General features: G+C 41.9%; 11 protein-coding genes and 1 tRNA gene. 3 read left to right on the forward strand and 9 right to left on the reverse strand.

Annotated elements, in window-relative coordinates:
- Positions 1 to 46: 46 nt before the first annotated feature.
- The 8 genes from D0T57_RS01175 to D0T57_RS01210 form a co-directional block, all read right to left on the reverse strand.
- Complete coding sequence (locus D0T57_RS01175; RefSeq protein WP_163270035.1) at positions 47 to 2,578, reverse strand: glutaminase family protein; 2,532 nt, start codon at positions 2,576 to 2,578, stop codon at positions 47 to 49.
- Positions 2,579 to 3,174: 596 nt separating this feature from the next.
- Entirely contained in the window at positions 3,175 to 5,361 is a 2,187-nt protein-coding gene (locus tag D0T57_RS01180; RefSeq protein WP_163270037.1) for a hypothetical protein, read from the reverse strand.
- A gap of 93 nt (positions 5,362 to 5,454) precedes the next feature.
- The gene (locus tag D0T57_RS01185; protein WP_163270039.1) at positions 5,455 to 6,285 is read right to left on the reverse strand and encodes a DUF3823 domain-containing protein; all 831 of its coding nucleotides are present in this window, start codon (positions 6,283 to 6,285) and stop codon (positions 5,455 to 5,457) included.
- 38 nt (positions 6,286 to 6,323) lie between these two features.
- Complete coding sequence (locus D0T57_RS01190; RefSeq protein WP_163270041.1) at positions 6,324 to 8,378, reverse strand: RagB/SusD family nutrient uptake outer membrane protein; 2,055 nt, start codon at positions 8,376 to 8,378, stop codon at positions 6,324 to 6,326.
- Between the two features lie 41 nt (positions 8,379 to 8,419).
- Positions 8,420 to 11,608, reverse strand: a complete 3,189-nt coding sequence (locus D0T57_RS01195) for a TonB-dependent receptor (RefSeq protein ID WP_163270043.1) — start codon at positions 11,606 to 11,608, stop codon at positions 8,420 to 8,422.
- Between the two features lie 17 nt (positions 11,609 to 11,625).
- Positions 11,626 to 13,074 carry a glycoside hydrolase family 76 protein gene (locus D0T57_RS01200; protein ID WP_163270045.1) on the reverse strand — a complete coding sequence of 483 codons (1,449 nt, stop codon included), beginning with the start codon at positions 13,072 to 13,074 and terminating at the stop codon, positions 11,626 to 11,628.
- Between the two features lie 83 nt (positions 13,075 to 13,157).
- Positions 13,158 to 14,987, reverse strand: coding sequence for a carboxypeptidase-like regulatory domain-containing protein (locus D0T57_RS01205; protein WP_163270046.1), 1,830 nt, complete (start codon positions 14,985 to 14,987; stop codon positions 13,158 to 13,160).
- Between the two features lie 435 nt (positions 14,988 to 15,422).
- Positions 15,423 to 17,696: a GH92 family glycosyl hydrolase gene (locus D0T57_RS01210; protein ID WP_163270049.1), complete on the reverse strand. Its 2,274-nt coding sequence runs from the start codon at positions 17,694 to 17,696 to the stop codon at positions 15,423 to 15,425.
- Positions 17,697 to 17,972: 276 nt separating this feature from the next.
- Between D0T57_RS01210 and D0T57_RS01215 the strand changes: the two genes are divergently transcribed.
- The gene (locus D0T57_RS01215; RefSeq protein WP_163270050.1) at positions 17,973 to 18,233 is read left to right on the forward strand and encodes a hypothetical protein; all 261 of its coding nucleotides are present in this window, start codon (positions 17,973 to 17,975) and stop codon (positions 18,231 to 18,233) included.
- 70 nt (positions 18,234 to 18,303) lie between these two features.
- On the opposite strand, the gene D0T57_RS01220 is transcribed toward D0T57_RS01215, so the two are convergent.
- Positions 18,304 to 18,387: transfer RNA gene (locus tag D0T57_RS01220), tRNA-Leu, on the reverse strand.
- Positions 18,388 to 18,538: 151 nt separating this feature from the next.
- Here D0T57_RS01220 and D0T57_RS01225 point away from each other — a divergent pair.
- Entirely contained in the window at positions 18,539 to 19,621 is a 1,083-nt protein-coding gene (locus tag D0T57_RS01225) for a mannose-1-phosphate guanylyltransferase (RefSeq protein ID WP_163270052.1), read from the forward strand.
- Between the two features lie 12 nt (positions 19,622 to 19,633).
- Positions 19,634 to 21,052: an adenosylhomocysteinase gene (gene ahcY, locus D0T57_RS01230; protein ID WP_163270054.1), complete on the forward strand. Its 1,419-nt coding sequence runs from the start codon at positions 19,634 to 19,636 to the stop codon at positions 21,050 to 21,052.
- Positions 21,053 to 21,241 lie beyond the last annotated feature (189 nt).

Consider the following 21,241-nt stretch of genomic DNA (forward strand, 5'->3'; position numbering starts at 1 on the left):
GAGGTTACCCTTTGAAGAAAGGAATAACCTCAGACATAAAATAACACTATTTACCGCTTAGGTTATTTAGCTTGTTTTCAAGCATTTTTATATAGTATCCTCCTACAACAGAACGAGCCTGGAAGCCTTCATGAGTTTTATTGTCGGTATTATACCAGTCGCTCATTGGCACACGGTCGGTTGTTTCGTTATAGAATTTGTGCAATGGAGTGATAAACTTCTGGAAAGTAGCATCATCATCTGCTAAAGTAGCTGTCCATATAATCCAGTCCGATTTGGTGTATTCTCGACGGCTATCCAACGGAAGCCCGTACACATTTTGTTTAGTCAGGTAATATGCAATCTCCTTTTGAGCCACCGATTCGGGGAAGATATTATACTTCAACAACTTATTCCATATCAGATTGTATTTTTGGCTCCATGTTCCCGGTTTGTCAAATGTCAAACGGTAATGGTCGCCGTCGTCGGCCATTTTCATCCATTCCTGAGCCATCTCTTTTGCTTTACCTGTATATTTTTCAGCCACATCTTTTTTGCCCAACATATCAGCAAGGTAGCCATAAGATGCAATACCCATGATGGCCTTAACAGAAAGATTTACATTATGAGCAAAGTGACCGGCAAAGTCGTCTGTACATAGTTGATTTTCAGGATCAAGCCCTTTTTCCACCAGATAGTCTGTCCATGTAGTAAGCACATCCCAATGCTTTTCGGCATACTTGGCATTACCTTCTATCGCAGCTACGGCAGCAGTAAGGGTAAGCATATTTCCTCCTTCTTCCACCGGCATGTCGCCCCCATAAGTTTGCCCGTTAGCAAGAGGATAAGTACCTACATCGTGCGCAGGGAAAGGTTTTGTCCATTTTCCGCTTTCGCTGTAGTAGAATATTTGGTTCATCAGGCCTTTGGCAAGTTCAGGATTGTAATACAAGAATAGTGGTGCAGACGGATAGGTGACATCTACTGTCCCAATAGAACCATTACTGAAGTTTTCTTTCGATAGCCACAATAAGTCTTTGTTAGGAGCTTCAACAAGCTTATGGGCAGAGATAGCCTGACGGTATGCTAATGCACAAAGTTCGGCATACTCTTTACCTCCCGCTGCAGTAGCTTCGTCCATCAATTTAGCATCAAATTCGGCACACTTAGCCATTATGGAAGAATATTCTTCAACAGCTGCTTGTATCTGGTCTGTAATGGTTGTATTACCACTACGGTTCCAATAAGGGCGAAGGTTGTCGCCGAAGTATTGGATAGAATACAAATCATCGTAAGCCAGCATCACATATCCTGTAGAATAGTCTGCTCCTACCGAACCAAGTTGATGAGCGATTGATAATGCTTCCATAGTCTCGGTAAGGTCACCTGTTGTGCTAGGATTGTATGTATTGCTTAACACCCCGCTTTTGGCAAATTGCTCTTGTATATCGGCAGCAACACCTATCGCCGAAGTGATGTTACTTTGTTTAGGTGCGGCAAAATACACATATCCCCAGTCGATACGGACATTGTCGCCAGATTTGCCCAATACTTGTTGCGATTTTGTTCCTGACTTCAATAAATGTAAGCTGCCGTTATCAACATGCTCGCTTACTACCAATTGATGAACTACATCCTGTGCCCACTGAGGACTACCTTCGATATATACAGATACATCATGGTTTCCTCCGTCTATAGATTTAGCCTGATATGTAATGTAATTTACAGGACGCGTCATCAGGTCTAAATTATCCATCAATAGTGGCGCGGTGAAAATAACGTCTAGCTGTACACCTCCGGCCTCAAAGCTATAAAATGTACGGGTAGGCAATACATTCACACTCTTTTGTTGTGCTGTTTGTACAAATTTTTGTTCGTTATCTTTACGCATCCAGATACCAAAATCGAGGAAGCTTTCCCCACCGCCATCGTTGCAGTGAACAGCTATCATGTTTTTGCCTGGCTTAAGCCGTTTTTTAGCTTCGTCAGACATACGGTGCATCACATTTGCACGTGCCGAATTTCCGGTATTCACTTCGCGATAACCATTGATATAGATTTCGACACCATCGTCGTGCGAATATTCTATAAAAAGATCACGGTTGAGCATATCGGCATCAATATTCACTTCACGACGAACCCAGATATCGGGAGTTCTCCAGCTTGTTATTGCTCTTAACCGGCCAGGAGAACCAAACGATCCTTTACCTTCTTTCCACGAAGAAGCATCATAATTTTCGGCAGTCCATTCTCCTTTAGGGGCATCGGTAGTGTAAAGAGCTGCCCAATGTTCTTTTTCGAAAGTAGGTACGATAAGTTGCATTGGAACTTTTTCTTCTCCCATGAAACGATAGTTTTGTCCATCTACCTGTACTACTCCAATCAGTTGTTGGTCTTGCCCGGACCAATGGCGAATAGGGGTACCGTACAGGTTGTCGGAAAAAGACCATCCGCTGGTATAAGGGTCTATTGTGATAAGCGGATAGGCCGGAGCACGCAAACCGACCTCGGTTGTCGGCTGATAAGCAACCTCTTTGGTATTACATCCAATAAGGACGCTACCTAGTAGGGTTGCAACAAAGATGTTTTTAATTTTCATTTTTTTACTAATAGGTTAATATTAATTATACATCAACTATTTTTTCATTTTACAAATCGGGTAAAGGCTGCAAGTAAGTAATGTTACTTTTTCCTTAGATACAAGTAAACAAGACACGGGATACAAGTTTCTATTTTACAAGAAACCAATTCGTTAACTCGTCCACTGGTATATTGTATCCCCCAAAAAGTAACACATGTAACAGGTTTTATTCATTTTTCTCGTAGTTACTTTTTTCCTCTCTCTTGTCGTGGCTTTGCAACCCTCTCTCCCTTTGGAGAGAGCGGGGAGTGAGGTGAAAAAGTAACACATGTACACAGTACATGACAAAAAATTTGAATCATTGTAATATGAGCTTTGTAGGGGCGAATTATTATTCGCCCGTCGATTGTATCGGGCGTAAGATATTACGCCCCTACAGGCTTTCGAGGAAATATCTTTTTTTGTCATATACTGTGCACATGTAACACCTTTTCGTTACTTTTTCCATTGTTACCTTTCCCCATTTTAGTTTTGCTCTACTCCCCTCCCGCTGGAGGGGCTGAGGGCGGTGTAGGGGGGCTTATATAGATAAATTTTTCTTCTTCCGATTGGCATTAATAAGTTATTTTTACAGAAACGCCATCCGGGTTATTATCAAATCTGATCAGAACAGTATTACTACTTTTATCCCACTGCCATAAAGCAGAAGCCGGTTTACTGCCATCCGAATTGAGAATGTCACAACCTTTTGGTTTAGAAGGTAATAAAACACGCATAACATTGGCTGTTTCTATCGGACTTTTTGCAATAAAAGAATACGTTCCTTTGCTATGCTTTTCGTCGCTAACCCTTGCAGCAGTAGCTAAAACCTGAGGTGTTTTCTTATTTTTCACACTCTCGATATTGAACAGCATAGACTGGTTGCCGGGTTGTACCGTTTTGCCGGACAAAATGGATAGTTGAGGATCAAATAAATCTATAAACAACCCCTTCATTGTAAAAGGTTCGTTACTTACGCTTTCATCCATTACAGAAACCAGTTCGTAATTTCCTCGTGTCAAGTGAAAGTTGTTTTTGAACTGAAGCTTACCAGCCTTAGCTACATTTTCATACTGGTTCTTTACAATGTCTATCAACTTGACGTCACCTCCTGCATTCAGTATATATTCTTTCGGGTCTCGACGGACTATATATAATGTCCCTTTCCCTATCTTATATTCCCCTTCGGCCGGAGTAGTTTCAAGTCCAAGTTTTTCGAACAGGTGTGCCGATGCTGTAGGGTATTTCATCCCATCCAGATTCCACCATTCCCTTACATTCTGGAACGGATCATTATCGCGACCATTGTAAATCAGGATTCCACCGTCATTGATCCATTTTGCAAGATGGTTATGGGCTTCCTTATCTAGTGGTTTCATGTTCGAATAGGTCATCAGCAGAATTTTTGTATCCTTCAATGTAGCGGGATAACCCAGATTCTCGATGTGTACGATGCTTACAGGCACGCCTCTTTTCAGGAAAGGCAGCACTTGCCCGTAAAAATTAGCCAATTGAGGATCATCATATCCATCGTGTGTAGGAAAACGTTGGAACATCAGGGAATTACCCATAAGTGCACTTATCCCTGTAGACCCGCTTACCTTATTTGTAGATACAGGCATATTGTTCAATGTATTTATCATAACCTGCATCTGCGTAGAATAATCCCTGGGGATACGGGCTTTTTCCTTACTGCCTTTCGAAACGCTGTAAAGCCCTTCGTAAATACGTTCGGGCCAAGGCATTACCTCATAGTTAGCCATATTGGGATAAAGAAGCTGGGCTGTAAAAGTGGCTTGGTAATTACGACGATAGTCTTCCCAGTCGCGCGGCCAGTCCTCGATAGGGTCGGTAAGGAAAAACATTTTACGCCCGGTGGGTGCTGTCATCGACTCCATGCTGCCATACTCCAGAAAAGCAGTTTCGAATACACGTTCCTTGCGAATTCCATTATAGTAATTTGGTTCGCGCGATGTTCCTGTCCACACTTGGGCAATATATCCATCGACACAAGGCAGTGAAGCTAAACTGGCTTCGGGACTGACTATTTGCCACTGCGAATAGTTGACCAAAGAGTGCGTAGGCACATAGCACTTAACATCCATACCTTTCGATTTTCCATATTCTTTAGCATATGTGAAAACATCTTCCAAAGCACGGTAATAGAGTTCGTATTTTAATTTGCTTGCCAGCCATGTATTTTCCGGGCTTTCGTGTTGTGCTCGCCAAGGAAAGCCATAATATTCCTGCCATTCTTTTTTGAAGGCATCACTATATCCGGCGCGTGCCCAAAACTCGGGTTCTTCCATGAATATGGCATCAACACCGGCATCTATAACCCTTTTAACATGCTTTTCCTTGAGGTATTTCAGAAAGTTTCTTGATGGGACAATATAGGGCACCATATGGCCGTGCCATATCGTATCTCCTTTTTGTGTTACCTGCCCTTCGTCGAGATGCCATTTGCCATCCCATTGTCCGGTAAAATAATCCTGATATTCGCCCCACGCTATACCCGTCATAAAATGAACGGTGTAGCCTCTGTCGCGCCAGGATTTTACACGTTCTTCAAAAGAGATTCTTTTCGATTTGTCGGAAGGGTTTCCGCCTACGCCATATACCATAACGGCATCGGCCCTGTTGTCGATAGTGGGCCTCCACTCGCGGGAGGTTTGGAATGTTGTTTTGATATTGTCTTTTGTTTGAGCTTCGAGTAGAATAGCCAAAGCCAAAAGACAGATGATTAGTAGATTTTTTTTCATGGGCGATTGATTACCAAAAATTAAAGTAACTGCTAGGAAATTAAGGTTTAAAGCTATTTTGAGAATAGCTCTAAACCTTAAGAATATGCTGATTTACGGAACCATCAGCTCCTTGGCTTCGTTATAGTTGTAACGTTTTGTACCACTGCCCTTAGGAGTTGCGTAGTTGATACGTGCTGCTGCACGGACAAACACTGTGCGCCCCGAAGGGATGCTTCCTTTGGATTCGATAGTGATAACTTCGCCCAACGATGGGTTAAACTCAGATCCGGAATACTTAAGTTCTCCCGACCATGGGTCGAATTCATCATTATCCATGCTTGTTCCATAGCCAACACTCGACGAGTAGCTAACAAATAGGCGGACATCGGTTACATTAAGGAAATTACTTTCGTAACCGCCCATAGGTTCTATTTTACTGCGAAACTCTTCCTCTGATACTCCGCGTGTAATACGCAACTTGGCTGTAACTTTACCATTGCTTATTGTAGGTTCACCTACCCATTCGATGTTAAGGAAAGGTTGTACCTCAAACCTCACTTTGGTAGTCCCTTTTATCTCCGTCGTTTGGGTATCGTCGGCAAGAGGCGTACCATTTTCATTTTCCCTTAATAAAGGGATAAAGGCTCCGACAACATCGATATGGTATAACCCCTTAAATATTTTTGTATTTTGGAATGTTCCGTCCGACATACAGTTGAAATCAGGATTGTGTTGAACATTTTCGCCCCAGCTAAGTTCTGTCAGGCGTATATAAGTTCCGTCTTTTCCTTGGTCGGTAAGTACACGTTTTCCGGTAGCAACATCTACTACTTCTCCCCACAGTGTTTCCTTCGGTTCATCATAGTTGTCTACCTCAAACAAACCACAGGAACTGAATGAAAACAGCGCGCAAAACAAAGTACAAAATGCTATTTTTTTCATATTCTTTATATTCTTAATTATTAATTGTTCTTCTATCATTATCTGTTTGGTTGCTGATCAATTACAGGGCTCTTAGTTACTTCTGCTGTTGGAATTTCGAAGTAGTAATCTCTTGGGGTATAGTTAAATGTTTTCAAAGCTACCATCTGGAAACGCGCATCGAAGAAATATTTACCTGTTTGTGTAGAGAAGAATGGATAAAGTCCACGGAAGCGGTAACCGTCCAGACCAGAGAAAATGCTTTTATCCCTCTTTTCGCCCCAGAAGTCGCTACGGTTTTCGTAATGTTGTACACGCCAACGCCTTAAGTCCCATTTTGTTTTATGCTCGAAAGCCAATTCTTTACGTCTTTCTTTACGTACAATATTACGGCTGGCTTCGTCAGCTTTAAGGGTAGCAACCTTTTCTGTCACCCCGGCACGTTCGCGGATGTCGTTTATTGCTTTGGTTGCAACATCGTACATATTACTTCCGTCGGGAGATGTTCCGCCAAGCCTTCCCAGTTCTACGGCAGCTTCGGCGGCAGTGAGAAGTACATCGGCATAACGTATCAGTATAAACGGTTGCTCAGATTTTCCTTCACCTGAAATAAAAGAAGGATCAGAATTAAGCCATTTGCGTCCATACATTCCGGTCATTGCACACTCTCCCTGAGAGTAGAATGGACCATTTTTACCTGCTGCTGTTATTTCCTTACCATCATATTTCACTGTCACTTGCCCTTCCAGAGTAGAGCTTAGATATAATGTTTTAGGTGCGTTATTGGCAATATTCAAATGAGAATATGTCCTTTCAGCAGAAGAGTACGAATAGTCGTCGAAGAAGGGTTTTACAGGGGTTGAACCAGTGTATACACCTGCCCTGATTTCAATTTCCTGCCCTTTGAACATATCGCTAGGGAAGATTACATAAGCGCGCAAACGAGGTTCTGCATTCTTGAAAAAGTCCATAGGCTTATCATACATAATGTATTCTCCTTGTGTGTTTGAACTACCTGTGGTAACTTTTACGGTACCGTTAGGATAGCGGTCAAACCCTTCAAACAGTTCGAGGAAGTCTAATGTAGGGCAAGTGCCGGAAGACAGAGCCGTACGGAATTGTAATGGCTGGCTATAAGCATCGTATCCGTGAGTAAGGGTAGGATACATATATTCCCTTACATAGATATTCTCTTTGCTGTTCTTATCAGTAAACATGTCTACCATATTCTGGTACTGAGCCTCTTTATTATTAGCTTCCCATTTATTCTTGTAAAGCTCGTACTTGCCATCAGTAATAATCGCATTGGCTGCCTTATATGCTTCTTCAAAATATTTTTTAGCAGCCGCCTGCCATCTGTCTTCGGCAAAACCCATAACACGTACACCTGTTTTTTTACCCAAACCGGTCAGGCGTTGGCTTACAGTTTCGTTATATCTGGCTACACTACCAGCATACAACATAGCTTCTGCCTTAAATGCTAATGCTACATATTTATTAGAATATCCGCTTTTAGGGCTTGCCGGCAACATTAGTCCAATAGCCTGATCGTAATCGTCAAGTATCCGATTCCAAGTATCTTCTTCGCTGGAACGAGGAACTTCCAAGGTTGATTTGTCTGCCGGATATTGGATCACTTTGGTTACTAACGGCACACCACCAAAGCGTTTTGCCATAGCCGTGAATGTAAATGCCCGTACATAATACGCTTCTCCCATGTAATGGTTGTAGGTTTCTTCAGCAAAGTTACTTCTGTAGGTCGGAAGGTTCTCAATCAAATAGTTAGCTAGGCGCAATTGTTCGAATGCCATACCCCAATATGCATCTGCCTCACCATTAAAGGTTTTACAGATACCATCTCTGTTTAGGGCTTCGCCTGTAGCTTCTATACCCATAGCTCCCAGCCATGAATTGAACCTGAATCCCCATTCTCCCATATATTTGAATTCTTCGAATGGCATTTTACTGTACATACGCGCCATATAAATGTCCATACCGGCATCGTTTGTAAGAAGGTCTTCGTCTGTAACAAGGCCTTTGGGCGGTACATCTAAATCCACACAAGCGGTAAAACAAAGTAAACCGAGCAGGGATATTATTAATATTTTTTTCATATATATATCAAGTTTATTAGTTGTAACTTTTAATAAAATTCTTAGAATGAAAGAGACATACCTACTGTATAGGTCCTGTTAAGAGGGTATAACCTTCCTTTTTCATCATCAGGATGTTCCGGGTCAACAAATTTCACTCCTGTTATAGTAAATAGGTTGTAAGCATTGGCAAATAGGCGTAAATTCATCGACGACAATGCTTTAATCTTAGGAAGAGTATAACCTAATTCAATACTTTTGAGACGCAGATATGCTGTACTTACACGATTAAACTCTGAATTTTCGTCAGAAGAAGGACGTCCTGTATATTTATAGTGCCCACTGACCCATTCGGTTCTAGGGTCATAGATATCCGCATTAGGATCTTTAGGGTGCCAACGGTCAAGGTATTGTTTCAGAGCACCTCCTCCGTTACTACCCCATATGTCGCGCAGGGCTTCTTGGTATATCATAGAACCAAGAGCCGAACCCTGGAACAAGATATTCAAATCGAAATTTTTATATGCAAAATCAAGCCCCAAACTGAAATTCAACCACGGCGTTTGGTCGAAAGCATAAGGATGCATATCTAAACCATTGATTTGGCCGTCACCATTCCAGTCCTGATATTTATAGTCGCCTGGCAGAAGGGCACTTTCTTTATAGATTGGATATGTCCATATGTCTTGCCAGCTTTGGTAACGTCCGGCAGATTCATAACCAGACTGTACTCCCTGGTAACGGTTGTTCAGGTTATCGTTACGCCAGCGGTCATAAGAGTTTGACCAAGGGCCTTTTTCTGAGCCAACCAATCGTTTCTGACGGGTAATTGTACCTATGGCTTTCACTTTATACGAAAGGTCTCCTATTTTGTTGCGGTGTGTCATTTCCAGGTCGAGACCGAAATGGCGTTCGCTGTCAAGGTTTTCTCTCGGAGCTCTAGCACCTACCACTGTTGGGAGTTCTCCTGTATTACGGGCGAAAAGGCCTTCCTGCTTTCTATTAAAGTAATCTAATGAGAATCCGAATAGTCCATTCCATCCCTCGAAGTCGACACCAATATCAAATGTTTTTGCTGTAAACCATGTAGAGTTAAGATTTTGCAGAGCCAGAGGGTTATAAGTTGTTACAAAGTTACCTCCAAATATATAGCCCGGTGCCCATTCTGCATAGTATCCCTTTTCTCCGTTCGGACTTGTTGCAGGATATTCATAACCCGTTGCCCAGTCATATTCCAACGAACCATCGTATCCCATTTCCCCGTAGCTTGCACGGAATTTCAATTGGTTTACAAAAGAGAGTGCAGCTATTTCCTTGAAGAAAGGTTCTTCCGACACGCGCCAGCCTAAAGAAGCTGAAGGGAAGAATCCCCATCTGTTATCCGGAGTGAACTTGGATGAGCCATCGTAACGGAACTGAACTTCGGCCAGATAACGGCTTCCGTATGCATAATTCAACCTGCCAATCCACGCAGAATAAGTATGGTCATAAACATCATTTTTGCCGCTGGACATACCACCTTTTTGTGTATCATCGTCATGTCCCGAAGACAGGTATGGTGTTCCGAAAGCAAGGTCGCGTTGAGCATAGAAGTTATCTCCGGTTTGTTTTTGTCCTTCCCAGCCTAATACACTACTTACAGTATGTTCTCCGAATGTACGGTTGTAGTTGATCAGAAATTGCCCCAAGGTTTGTTGTTTATCATACATTTCGCGGCGCATACGGGATGGAGAACCTTTTGAATATATTTGCTTGTTATATACATCATTAGCTTCGTCATAGGCATATTGATAGTATTCCTTACGGAACCTCTCATTATTATCCATACGGTAATCGTAGCTAAATAGCCCCTTCAATGATAATCCTTTTAATACCGGAGTTATAGTTCCCAGATCGTAAGTAACAGATGCCGAAGACTGGAAGTATTTTTGCTTATATTTACGATGACCCGACATTTCCGAATCAATCCATGCCACAGGGTTTTCGTATTCTTCCAATCCTACGTAGCTCAACATCGTATTTGCCGGGTCGGCATACGCTGGAAATAGTACGCCTTGCCTCCAGTAAGAACGGATGATCTGATGCGATTCTTCGTATGGGCTATTGCGTTCGTCCAAAACGCCGCTCAGGTTAAGTTCGGCAGTCAATCCTCTGGCTATTTTAGTCGTTATATTAGAACGGACATTGAACTTTTCATAATTCAAATCCCCTGTTTTGAAGAAACCTTCCTGATATAGATAACCGGCACCAATATAATATTGAGTTTTTTCATTTCCGCCGGAAATACTAATATCGTGTTGGGTTTGAGGTGCGCTGCTGGCAAAGATCAACGAGTTCCAATCGGTGGTACGTTTTGTTCCGTTGCGGAAGGCTTCGAACCAACTTTCGTCATACATAGGCGCATAAGCACCATTGTTCTTTATGTTATTGTTCCTTTCGTTATACAATATCATTGTTTCGTACGGGTCGGCAAGTTCTGGCATTTTTGATGGCACTTGCAGGGTGTACGAGCCATTGTAAGTAACTGTTGTTTTCCCGTCTTTCGATCCTTTTTTCGTAGTTACCAGCAACACCCCGTTAGCTGCACGTACCCCATAGATAGCGGCAGAGGCATCTTTCAACACAGAGATATCTTCAATATCATTGGCATTCAACCTTTGGAAATCATCTGTTGTGCGGGGAATACCATCGATAACAACCAGTGGCGCGCCCAGACCGCGAATATCGAAATTGTTTTTATACGATCCCGGCTCAGAGCTTTTTTGCCATACACGTACCCCGGCAATTTTTCCGGTAAGCATGTTCTGAGGGTTTTCATTCCTGGTCTTTATCATTTCTTCACCTTTGACACCAGCAACTGCTCCTGTTAAGGTCACTTTTTTCTGTACTCCGTAACCAACTACTATCACATCGTCGAGAGTAGTTTCGTCAACGTTCATTGTTACGTTGATCTGGCTGCGTCCATTCACTTTTTCTTCTTTTGGGGTGTAACCCAACAATCTGAAAACCAAGACAGCATCGGATGGCGCTTCAATTGTGTACCGGCCATCAATATCGGTAATGGCACCTACTGTCGTGTTTTTAATCGCCACACTAGCACCAATAACGGGCTCGTTGGTTTCATCCATCACTACACCCGATATGGTTCTATTTTGCGACCACAACGATACAGGTGCGAATGCAAGAAATAGCACCAATAAAATGCAAGAAGACAAGGAGTGCATTTTTTTCATTTGTCGTGTTTCTATCATAATAATAATAATTTAAGTTAGTTTTCCTTTTCCAATTCGTAACGTGCTAACGTGGCATACTCTGCAGCATAGGCAAATGTAAACATAGCCTCCGACTTGTTGTTGCCTTTGTCACGACTCCAGCCTACCAGCAAATTCGTAGGCAAAAAGCTTTTATAGGCAAAATTTTCATACCCATAGTCAAGGTTCTTCTGAAAACTTCCAATTGCTGTTGCTGCATTTTTGTATGACGGATATACATCTACATATCCACGCATTAACACTCCATTGAACCAATTGCTGAAACCATTTATATCATAAGTGTAACATCCCGGTTTAGAAGGTTCGGCTTTTGCAAAGTGTGAGAAACTTGCGTCTGTTAGTTTTTTTGCATCGTCGAGATACCCATTATCGCCGGTTACCCGGTACAGGTCTGCTGCTCCCGACAGCATTGTTCCGCTATTGTATGAAATTGCCGGTCCTACACGATCGCGAAGCTGTGTATGGGCACGGTATTTTCGTCCATCTATAGTTTCATAAAGTACATCTCCGCTGCTACAGCCACCCATCATATCGTCGTATACACCATCGGGGCGCAACAAATGGCTTTTTTGGTATTCATATACTTTTTTGGCAAATTCCAGATAATAATCACTTTTTTTCACAGATGCCGTTTTGCGGCTTTTGTCGGCGGCGATGTACCTGTATGTAATTTCGTCGTTTTTGCCTTTATATAATTCGTGTAACCATACCAATGGGCTTACTATTGGGCCATTGCTGCACGAGTGCATAGTTACGTAACCGGGGCCCCATGTGATTCCGCCATTTTCTTTACCATTGTTATCCAAGGTACAGTCCCAGCCATCCAACACATAGTCGGTAAGGTATTCGGCTTCTGTTAGGTAATCAGCCTTTCCTGTCAATTTGTACGCTTCCAATAGTTCGCGTATCAGCCATTGTTGGTCGTCATATACATTATTCTTGTTTTTGTCGCCTACTACATCGGCATGTCCTTTGTCGCCCCCTCTGGGTACAGCATATACCGACCATTGTTTAGTTTGTGTATATGAGGTCAATATATACGTCCCTTTGTAATAAGCTGCATTTTCGTACAACGTTTGCAATAGTTCGGTGTAACGGATGAAATGCTTGTTGTAAAGTTCGGCGTTGCCAAGCTCTTTATGGGCTTTCAGTCCATGTAATATTGCGTTTACTGCTTCTATAGAGCTGGTGTACATCCAAACACTGCCAACCTCTTCGGAGCGCAACCCGGTGTATGGGTTATAATATCGTGCCATCTTCATTCCCGCTCCCTCAAAGTAGCATTCCACAGCATTATCTACTATTTCCATTGCCCGAAGGATATTCTGTTCGGCAAGGGTTGCAGCAGTTCCCGGTTTTTCTCCACTACCCGATCCATCGTCTGAGTCGCTGCAAGCACTTATTACGAACAGGAAGCAAAGGATTGTAATTACTATTTTTTTCATATTATTGGGGTATTTTTGTTCCCTTTGCGAGTCTTTTGCATACACCAGTGAACAAAAGACCCGCAGGGAGCAATATTATTTTATTAATTCAGATCAACGCTATAAAATACAAGTTTACTTTCGTCTCCATTTTGTTCACCTTTATACACACCGAAGGTCAGTACTACATTCTTTCCGTCGAATTGCGAAAGGTCGTAAACAAATGAGGCGTAATCATTAGGATTATCTTTTCCACCCTTGTCGTGTTTAAACTTCCAACATCCATCCGCAGCAGCCGCTGCTTCTGTCGCAGTGTTTGATTCCGGCGATAGATGGGTGACAGTACCATTTTCTTCAACTGCCGATATTTTGAAGTAAGTATAGTTACTACCAAAATTACGGGTCTTAAGTGTCAGTTTATTACTTCCTGCTGCTATAGCATATTTAGAATAGAAGTAAGATTCCGGTACTTTGGTATTTACAACACCATCTCCACCTTTTGTTTTAATCAAATAACCTTCGGATGGGGTCACTTCAGGGTCTTTATTAAGAGGCATATATGCCCACTCATGTCCGATATGTGACACTGCGCGCCATGATTGATAAGCCGCAGGGTATCCTGATGACATATTTACGTCTCTACCAGCTCCCTTCGGACTAATACCTGTAAATGATTTTTTAGTATGTACCATGGTGGAACGTACCATTTCTGTAGTTAGTTTCCATCCATCTACAACTTCTTTTTCTGGCAACCAACCCCAGCCTTCTACTCTTTGGTTAGCAAAGCGGATGGCACGAAGCACCAGTTGTTTCCAGTAGTCTCCTGTTTCTTTACGATATATACCAATAGCTATAACAACTTCTTTACCTACGTATTCACTCAAGTCGAAGTCAAAATCAGTATAATCACCCGATCCATAAGTTTTAGTATCACCAACTTTTTTAGCTGTAGGTTCTGCTTGGCTAAGATCCACTACCTGTACACCAAAGTATGCAGGAGAGGCTGCATCTGCATTATGCGTACGTACTCTTAATGAAAGGATTTTGTTATCTTCTGTAATTAGCTTACTACCATATGTAAATGAATCGAAGGTATCTAGGTTAGCAGGGTTTTCTCGTTGCTTTCCATCATTTTGGATACGCAATGTTGTACCTTCCCATTGTTCTTCCCAATTACCAACAAATGTCATTGAACAGAAATAGTTACAAGCCCAATCCCAATGCGGATAAGCATCGGCGTTACCACCACCACGGTATTCATTGTAGTACCATTTATCTGCATTTTGCAAATCGTTAATACCTAATCCCGGCAAAGGCTCAGAACCACTCATCAATATGGTTCCCAGGTCAGCCACATTATTTACGAAATCGGCTTTACATACCGTTTTTTTCACTGTTACGTATTCAGCTTTGGTGAATGTTACTGTATAGTCGTCTACTGACAAATATTCGAGAGCAAACGTACCATCAGTGGCACTTTCCATAGTTTTTTCGGCACTAATACTTACGGTAACTCCGGCAAGAGGCAGGCCATTATTGTTGCCATCTAACAGTTTACCTATAATTTTAGATTTGGCATCCACCATCGATAGGCTTATAGATGCTACTTTGTTCTCGTCAAACGAGTTAGCCAGAATCGTAGCACTAATTGTTACATAGCCTTCCTTTGCAAAGGATACAGCATGCTTTTCCATCGACACATTAGAAAAAGTGTATTTCCCATCAGATCCGGTTGTTGCGGATCCTTCCACATCAGTAATAGTAACTTCGACTCCCGAAATAGGCGATCCCATCAGGTCGGTAACAGTACCGCTGACAGTTCCATAACCTACTATTGTAGAGTCATCGTCATCACTACAAGAACTTGCAAGGGACACTATAGTACCCAGCAAAAAAGCGAACATAAAAGTTCTTAAGATTCTAATTCTTTTCATGTCATCTGCATTATTAAGATTAAAGAGATTAAATAAAGGTTTTTTAATAAATTATCAGGTGTAGGATTTAATGCTATTTAGTATTGATTATCGGTTGTAAAATTGATGGTTGTCAACCATGCATATCTTTTAAATCGTAAATTAAGAATTGACTTATCTTAAAAAAACAAATATTCGTTTACATTCATAACCATGCAGTTATGAATGTAAACGAATATTTACCCTGTGGCAACGGAATTTTCCTATTGCCTGTATTAGTGCTTTTTTGTAATTTAACTGGTTTCTCTCTCTCTTTCTTTTTCTCTCTCTAATAAAAATATATCTAACTCCCAAATTTTCAGAAGACAAAGAGAGTGAGACTAGAGCAATATTTTGTGTTTTATTGTACATAAAAGAGATTTACAGTTATGTTGTTTTTCTTTCTGTTTTATAGTTTTATTTCGCAGTTGAAAAAGAGTAAGGGAAATCGCTTGGGTTAGTGCCTCTGCCTTTGTTTGCTGTAGCTGACATTGTGAAATCTATAGTTGTTCCATTTATTAACAAATCGTGTGTCAGATAATTTTTATTATGGGTTTTTCCATCAATATCGAGAGACTCTACATAGCGTTTATCTTTGCCGTTATTTTGCGCATTAACAACTATTTTCTTTCCATTTTCGAGATGAACAGTCATCGTTTTGAATAAAGGAGAGCCTAATATATATTGATCGGTCCCGGGGCATACCGGATAAAATCCCATAGCGGAAAACACATACCAGGCTGAGGTCTGCCCATTGTCTTCGTCGCCACAATAACCATCGGGAGTAGGAGTATAAAGTTTATCCATCACCTCGCGCAACCTATATTGAGCCTTCCAGGGTTCACCTGAATAGTTGTATAGATAAATCATGTGTTGTATCGGTTGATTGCCGTGTGCATAGTTGCCCATATTCATAATTTGCATCTCACGTATTTCGTGAATCACTGCGCCATAATAACTTTCGTCGAACAAAGGTGGCACATTGAATACCGAATCCATCATCTGATTGAAGCCATCTTTTCCTCCCATCAGGTCGATCAATCCTTGCGGGTCGTGAAATACCGACCATGTGTAGTGCCAGCTATTGCCTTCGGTGAAAGCATCACCCCACTTTAGAGGATTGAAGGGTGACTGAAATACACCGTCTTCGTTTTTACCCCTCATCAATTTATGGCTCGGATCAAAGATGTTTTTATAATTCATTGCGCGTTTGGCAAATATGTCTATTTCTTTTTTAGGTTTCCCCAGTTTTTTGCCCAACTGATAGATACACCAGTCGTCATAAGCATATTCGAGCGTGCGTGCTGCACTTTCGTGAACGCCGACATTATATGGCACATATCCCAGTTTGTTATAGTATTGATAACCTTTACGCCCTGATGCTGTGCGATCTAAGTAATCGTTTGCTCCGTGTACGACAGCTTTCCACAAAGTTTCGATATCATATCCGCGAAGCCCTTTCAGGTAAGCATCTGCAACTACAGAGGCCGAATTGTTGCCTACCATGCAATCTCTATGGCCAGGGCTTGCCCACTCTGGCAGAAAGCCACTTTCTTTATAGGTATTGACCCAACCTTCTTGCATTTTTTCGCTCATCGAAGGATATACCAGGTTGAGAAAAGGGAACAGGGAACGGAATGTATCCCAAAAGCCTGTATCGGTAAACATATAGCCCGGCAAAACGTCTCCGTTATATGGGCTGTAATGCATTATTTTACCCTGAGCATCTATTTCATAGAAACTTCGAGGGAAGAGCACTGTGCGATAAAGGCAGGAATAGAAGGTCCTTAAATTGTCAATGTTGTCATCTTCAATTACAATCTTACCTAATACCCCGTTCCATTCATTCCTGCCTTGTTCTTTTATATCTTCGAATGTTTTATTCTCCAATTCTTTTAAATTGAGTTCGGCCTGTTCGAAACTGATAAATGACGACGCCACGTGTGCATGTACTTTTTCACCCCTCTTTGTAGCAAAGCCGATGATAGCTCCGGCATGGTCGCTGGCTACTTCTTTGGCAGAAGTGTTAATATTATTTTTTGATACGGAAGCTGTATATGTAAAGGGTTTGTCGAAAACGATTACAAAGTAATTTTTAAAATTGTCGGGTACTCCTCCTGTGTTTTTGGTTGTATAACCTATAATCTTATTTTCTTCAGGTATAATCTTTACATACGAACCGTTATCGAATGCATCTACAACAATATATGATTGGTCATTGTCAGGAAATGTAAAGCGAAACATAGCTGATCTGGAAGTTGGAGTAATTTCTGTCACAACATCATGATCTGCCAGATAGACTTTGTAGTAATAAGGTTTTACAGTTTCGGCTTTGTGCGAAAACCAGCTGGCTCTTTCATCCTGATCGAAAACCACCTTTCCTGTAACTGGCATAATAGCAAACTGCCCGTAATCGTTCATCCAAGGGCTTGGCTGATGAGTTTGCTTAAATCCTCTTATTTTGTCTGCATCGTAAGTGTACGCCCATCCGTCACCTATTTTACCTGTTTGAGGAGTCCAAAAATTCATACCCCACGGCAAAGCAATGGCCGGATATGTATTCCCGGTTGATAACGAATGTTTAGATAATGTTCCCATCAATGGGTTTACGTAATCTACCGGATAATCATTTGCTTTTACATAAATAAAAGCACTACAGAAAATAAGGATTAGCAATATTCCTTTTTTCATTGGCATAGATTTATGAATATTTATTATTATTTAATTATCTTGAAAGAACAAATCGGCATAGAGCAACTTTTGTGTAGTGCAAATAAAGGTTCTTTAAATTATTTTTATGATTATTTAAAGGTTAAATATGGATTATCAGACAAAAATATGCATTAATCATGCAGTGTTAAGGTTAGTTCGAGATCGGTTTAAAAGATAGCCAATTTACTCTTGATCTGGACAATAAAGTAATGGCATTAGCAAAAATAGAAAAACGCAAATATATTCTTAAGGCCTTTGAAAAACGGAGATACCCGCCAACAGTTATTAACCAGAAGCAGGCATATCGTGATGAATTTATTTGATGTAATAACAAAAAAAACGTTTACTGTTACAATGTGGGATGAATGGGATGAAGATGTAGTTTTCGGGGTGAGCCAAAAAGATGTGGTGCAAATGTGGTGTATTTTCAAAAAAGGAAGAATAAATATACTTGCAAATCCTAATCGTGCACATATCGAAACAAGGCTAGCTAAATCCCTCAAATTTTTACATTGATCCCAAACCAACGAGTTAAGAGGTATAGAAATTAAAAAAGGAGAGAGTTTTTCAACTTTCTCCTCCTCAGTACCCAGAGCCGGGATCGAACCGGCATGGAAATGAATCCACTGGTGTTTGAGACCAGCGCGTCTACCAATTCCGCCATCTGGGCTTGCGGATGCAAAAGTACATATATTTTTTTGATATCAAACATTTCAACGAGTTTTTTCTGAAAAATAGTTATTTATTTTTTAGAGTTATTGTTATTCTTTTGTTTTGTTTATAGCTTAGTATAATGTATTTTTGCATAAATTCTAGCAGATATGGACAACAAAAACAATTTCTGTGTAATTATGAGCGGAGGCATCGGCAGCCGCTTCTGGCCTTTCAGTCGCGAAGCTCGCCCGAAACAATTCCTCGATTTCTTTGGGACAGGCCGTTCGCTACTACAAATGACAGTCGACCGCTTCAAGAAGATATTACCACCCGAGAACATATACATAGTGACCAACAACGAATATGCCCAGATGGTAATGGACGAACTTCCCGAATTGAAGCCAAACCAAATACTTCTTGAGCCAATGCGCAGAAACACCGCTCCTTGCATTGCCTTTGCCACTTATCATATCAATTCCTTCAACCCCGATGCCAACATCGTCGTAGCACCATCAGACCATTTGATTCTCAAAGAAGATGAGTTCCTCTCTATCATACAGAACGCCTTCTCCTTCGTACAAAAGAACGATGCGCTGTTGACGTTAGGAATACGTCCAAGTAGGCCTGAAACCGGCTATGGATATATCCAAATGAGCGACAAAAAGCTAGATAACGTAAACAAGGTTAAAGTATTTACCGAGAAGCCAAACCTTGAACTGGCTAAAGTATTCTACGAAAGCGGAGAATTTCTTTGGAACTCAGGAATCTTTATCTGGAACACCAAGTCCATACTCAAAGCCTTCCATCAACATATGCCTGAAATAACCAACCGGTTCGATCAGGGAAAGAGCCTTTTCGGAACAGACAAAGAAAAGGAGTTCATAAACGAAACATTTCCTTTCTGCCCCAATATATCAATAGATTACGGCATTATGGAGAAAGCCGGCAATGTCTATGTACAAGCTGCCGACTTCGGATGGTCCGACCTGGGCACATGGGGGTCTTTATATGAAATATCCGACAAAGACGAGAATGCAAATGCTACCCTGATAGCCAATACGCTATACTTTGACAGCTCGGAAAACGTAGTTACACTGCCCGCAGGAAAACTAGCCGTGATACAAGGACTGGAAGGATACATAGTTGCCGAAGCCGATGGCGTCTTGCTTATATGCAAGAAAGAAGAAGAACAACGTATCAAACAGTTTGTTACAGACGTGAAGCTCAAATACGGAGACGAATACATCTAATCAAAATACATAATGTCGAAAGAACTTATCCCCAACCTGCCTTACCTGGTAGCAGACATCAGCCTTGCCGACTTCGGCAGGAAAGAGATTGAAATAGCCGAACACGAGATGCCCGGATTAATGGCGCTTCGCCGGAAGTATGGCAAAGAAAAGCCATTGAAGGGCGCCCGTATTATGGGCTCGCTGCATATGACAGTGCAGACAGCAGTCCTGATAGAAACACTCAAAGAATTGGGAGCAGATATCCGTTGGGTTAGCTGCAACATCTTCTCTACACAAGACCATGCCGCTGCCGCAATCGCCGCCGCAGGCATCCCTGTCTTTGCATGGAAGGGCGAAACGCTGGAAGAATACTGGTGGTGTACAGAACAAGCACTCAACTTCCCAGGAGGAAAAGGCCCTAACCTTATAGTAGACGATGGCGGAGACGCCACACTCCTGATCCACTGGGGCTATAAAGCTGAAGAAAATCCCGACTTCCTCAATAAAGAAGCATCCAGCCAGGAAGAACACGTCATACTAAATACCCTCTCCCGCATCCTGAAAGAAGACCCGAACCGCTGGCACAGGACTGTAGCCGAGTGGAAAGGGGTATCGGAAGAGACTACAACAGGTGTGCATCGCCTCTATCAGATGATGGAACGCGGCGAACTGCTCGTACCTGCCATCAATGTAAACGACTCGGTTACCAAGTCTAAGTTCGACAACTTGTACGGCTGCCGCGAGTCTCTGGCCGATGGCATCAAACGGGCAACCGATGTGATGATTGCGGGCAAGGTTGTCGTAGTAGCAGGCTATGGCGATGTAGGCAAAGGCTGTGCTCATTCAATGCGCTCTTACGGTGCACGGGTACTGGTTACCGAAATAGACCCTATCTGCGCGCTTCAGGCTGCGATGGAAGGCTTCGAAGTGACAACAATGGAAGATGCCGTATCGGAAGGCAATATCTTCGTTACCACAACCGGAAACAAGGACATCATAACCATTGGTCACATGTCGCGGATGAAAGATCAGGCCATCGTCTGCAATATCGGCCACTTCGACAACGAGATACAGGTGGACAAGCTGGTTAACTACCCTAGCATCAAACATATCAATATCAAGCCACAGGTGGACAAATATACGTTCCCCGATGGACATTCGATATTCCTGTTGGCAGAAGGCCGCCTGGTGAATCTTGGTTGCGCGACCGGCCACCCTTCGTTTGTGATGAGCAACTCGTTTACAAACCAGACTTTGGCACAGATCGAACTTTGGATCAGGGATTATGACATCAACGTATATCGCTTGCCAAAACATCTCGACGAAGAAGTTGCACGCCTGCATCTGGAGCAAATCGGAGTAAAACTCACCAAGTTGACTCAGGAGCAAGCTGATTACCTGGGTGTTCCCGTAGATGGCCCTTACAAACCCGACCACTACAGATATTGATTCAGGATAAAATAACCACAAAAGGATGTTTTTTTTAATAAAGCATCCTTTTTTTATGGATTTTGGTGAGAAAATACTCTATTACAAAACAACCCTTTATTCATAATCCGAATCAGCAATTGGAATCTAACAGTAAAAACGTTCTTTTATATAAAAAACACAAATACCGGTTGACACTAATACCCATAC

It is taken from the genome of Dysgonomonas sp. 511 (assembly GCF_010501105.1).
Lineage (GTDB): Bacteria > Bacteroidota > Bacteroidia > Bacteroidales > Dysgonomonadaceae > Dysgonomonas.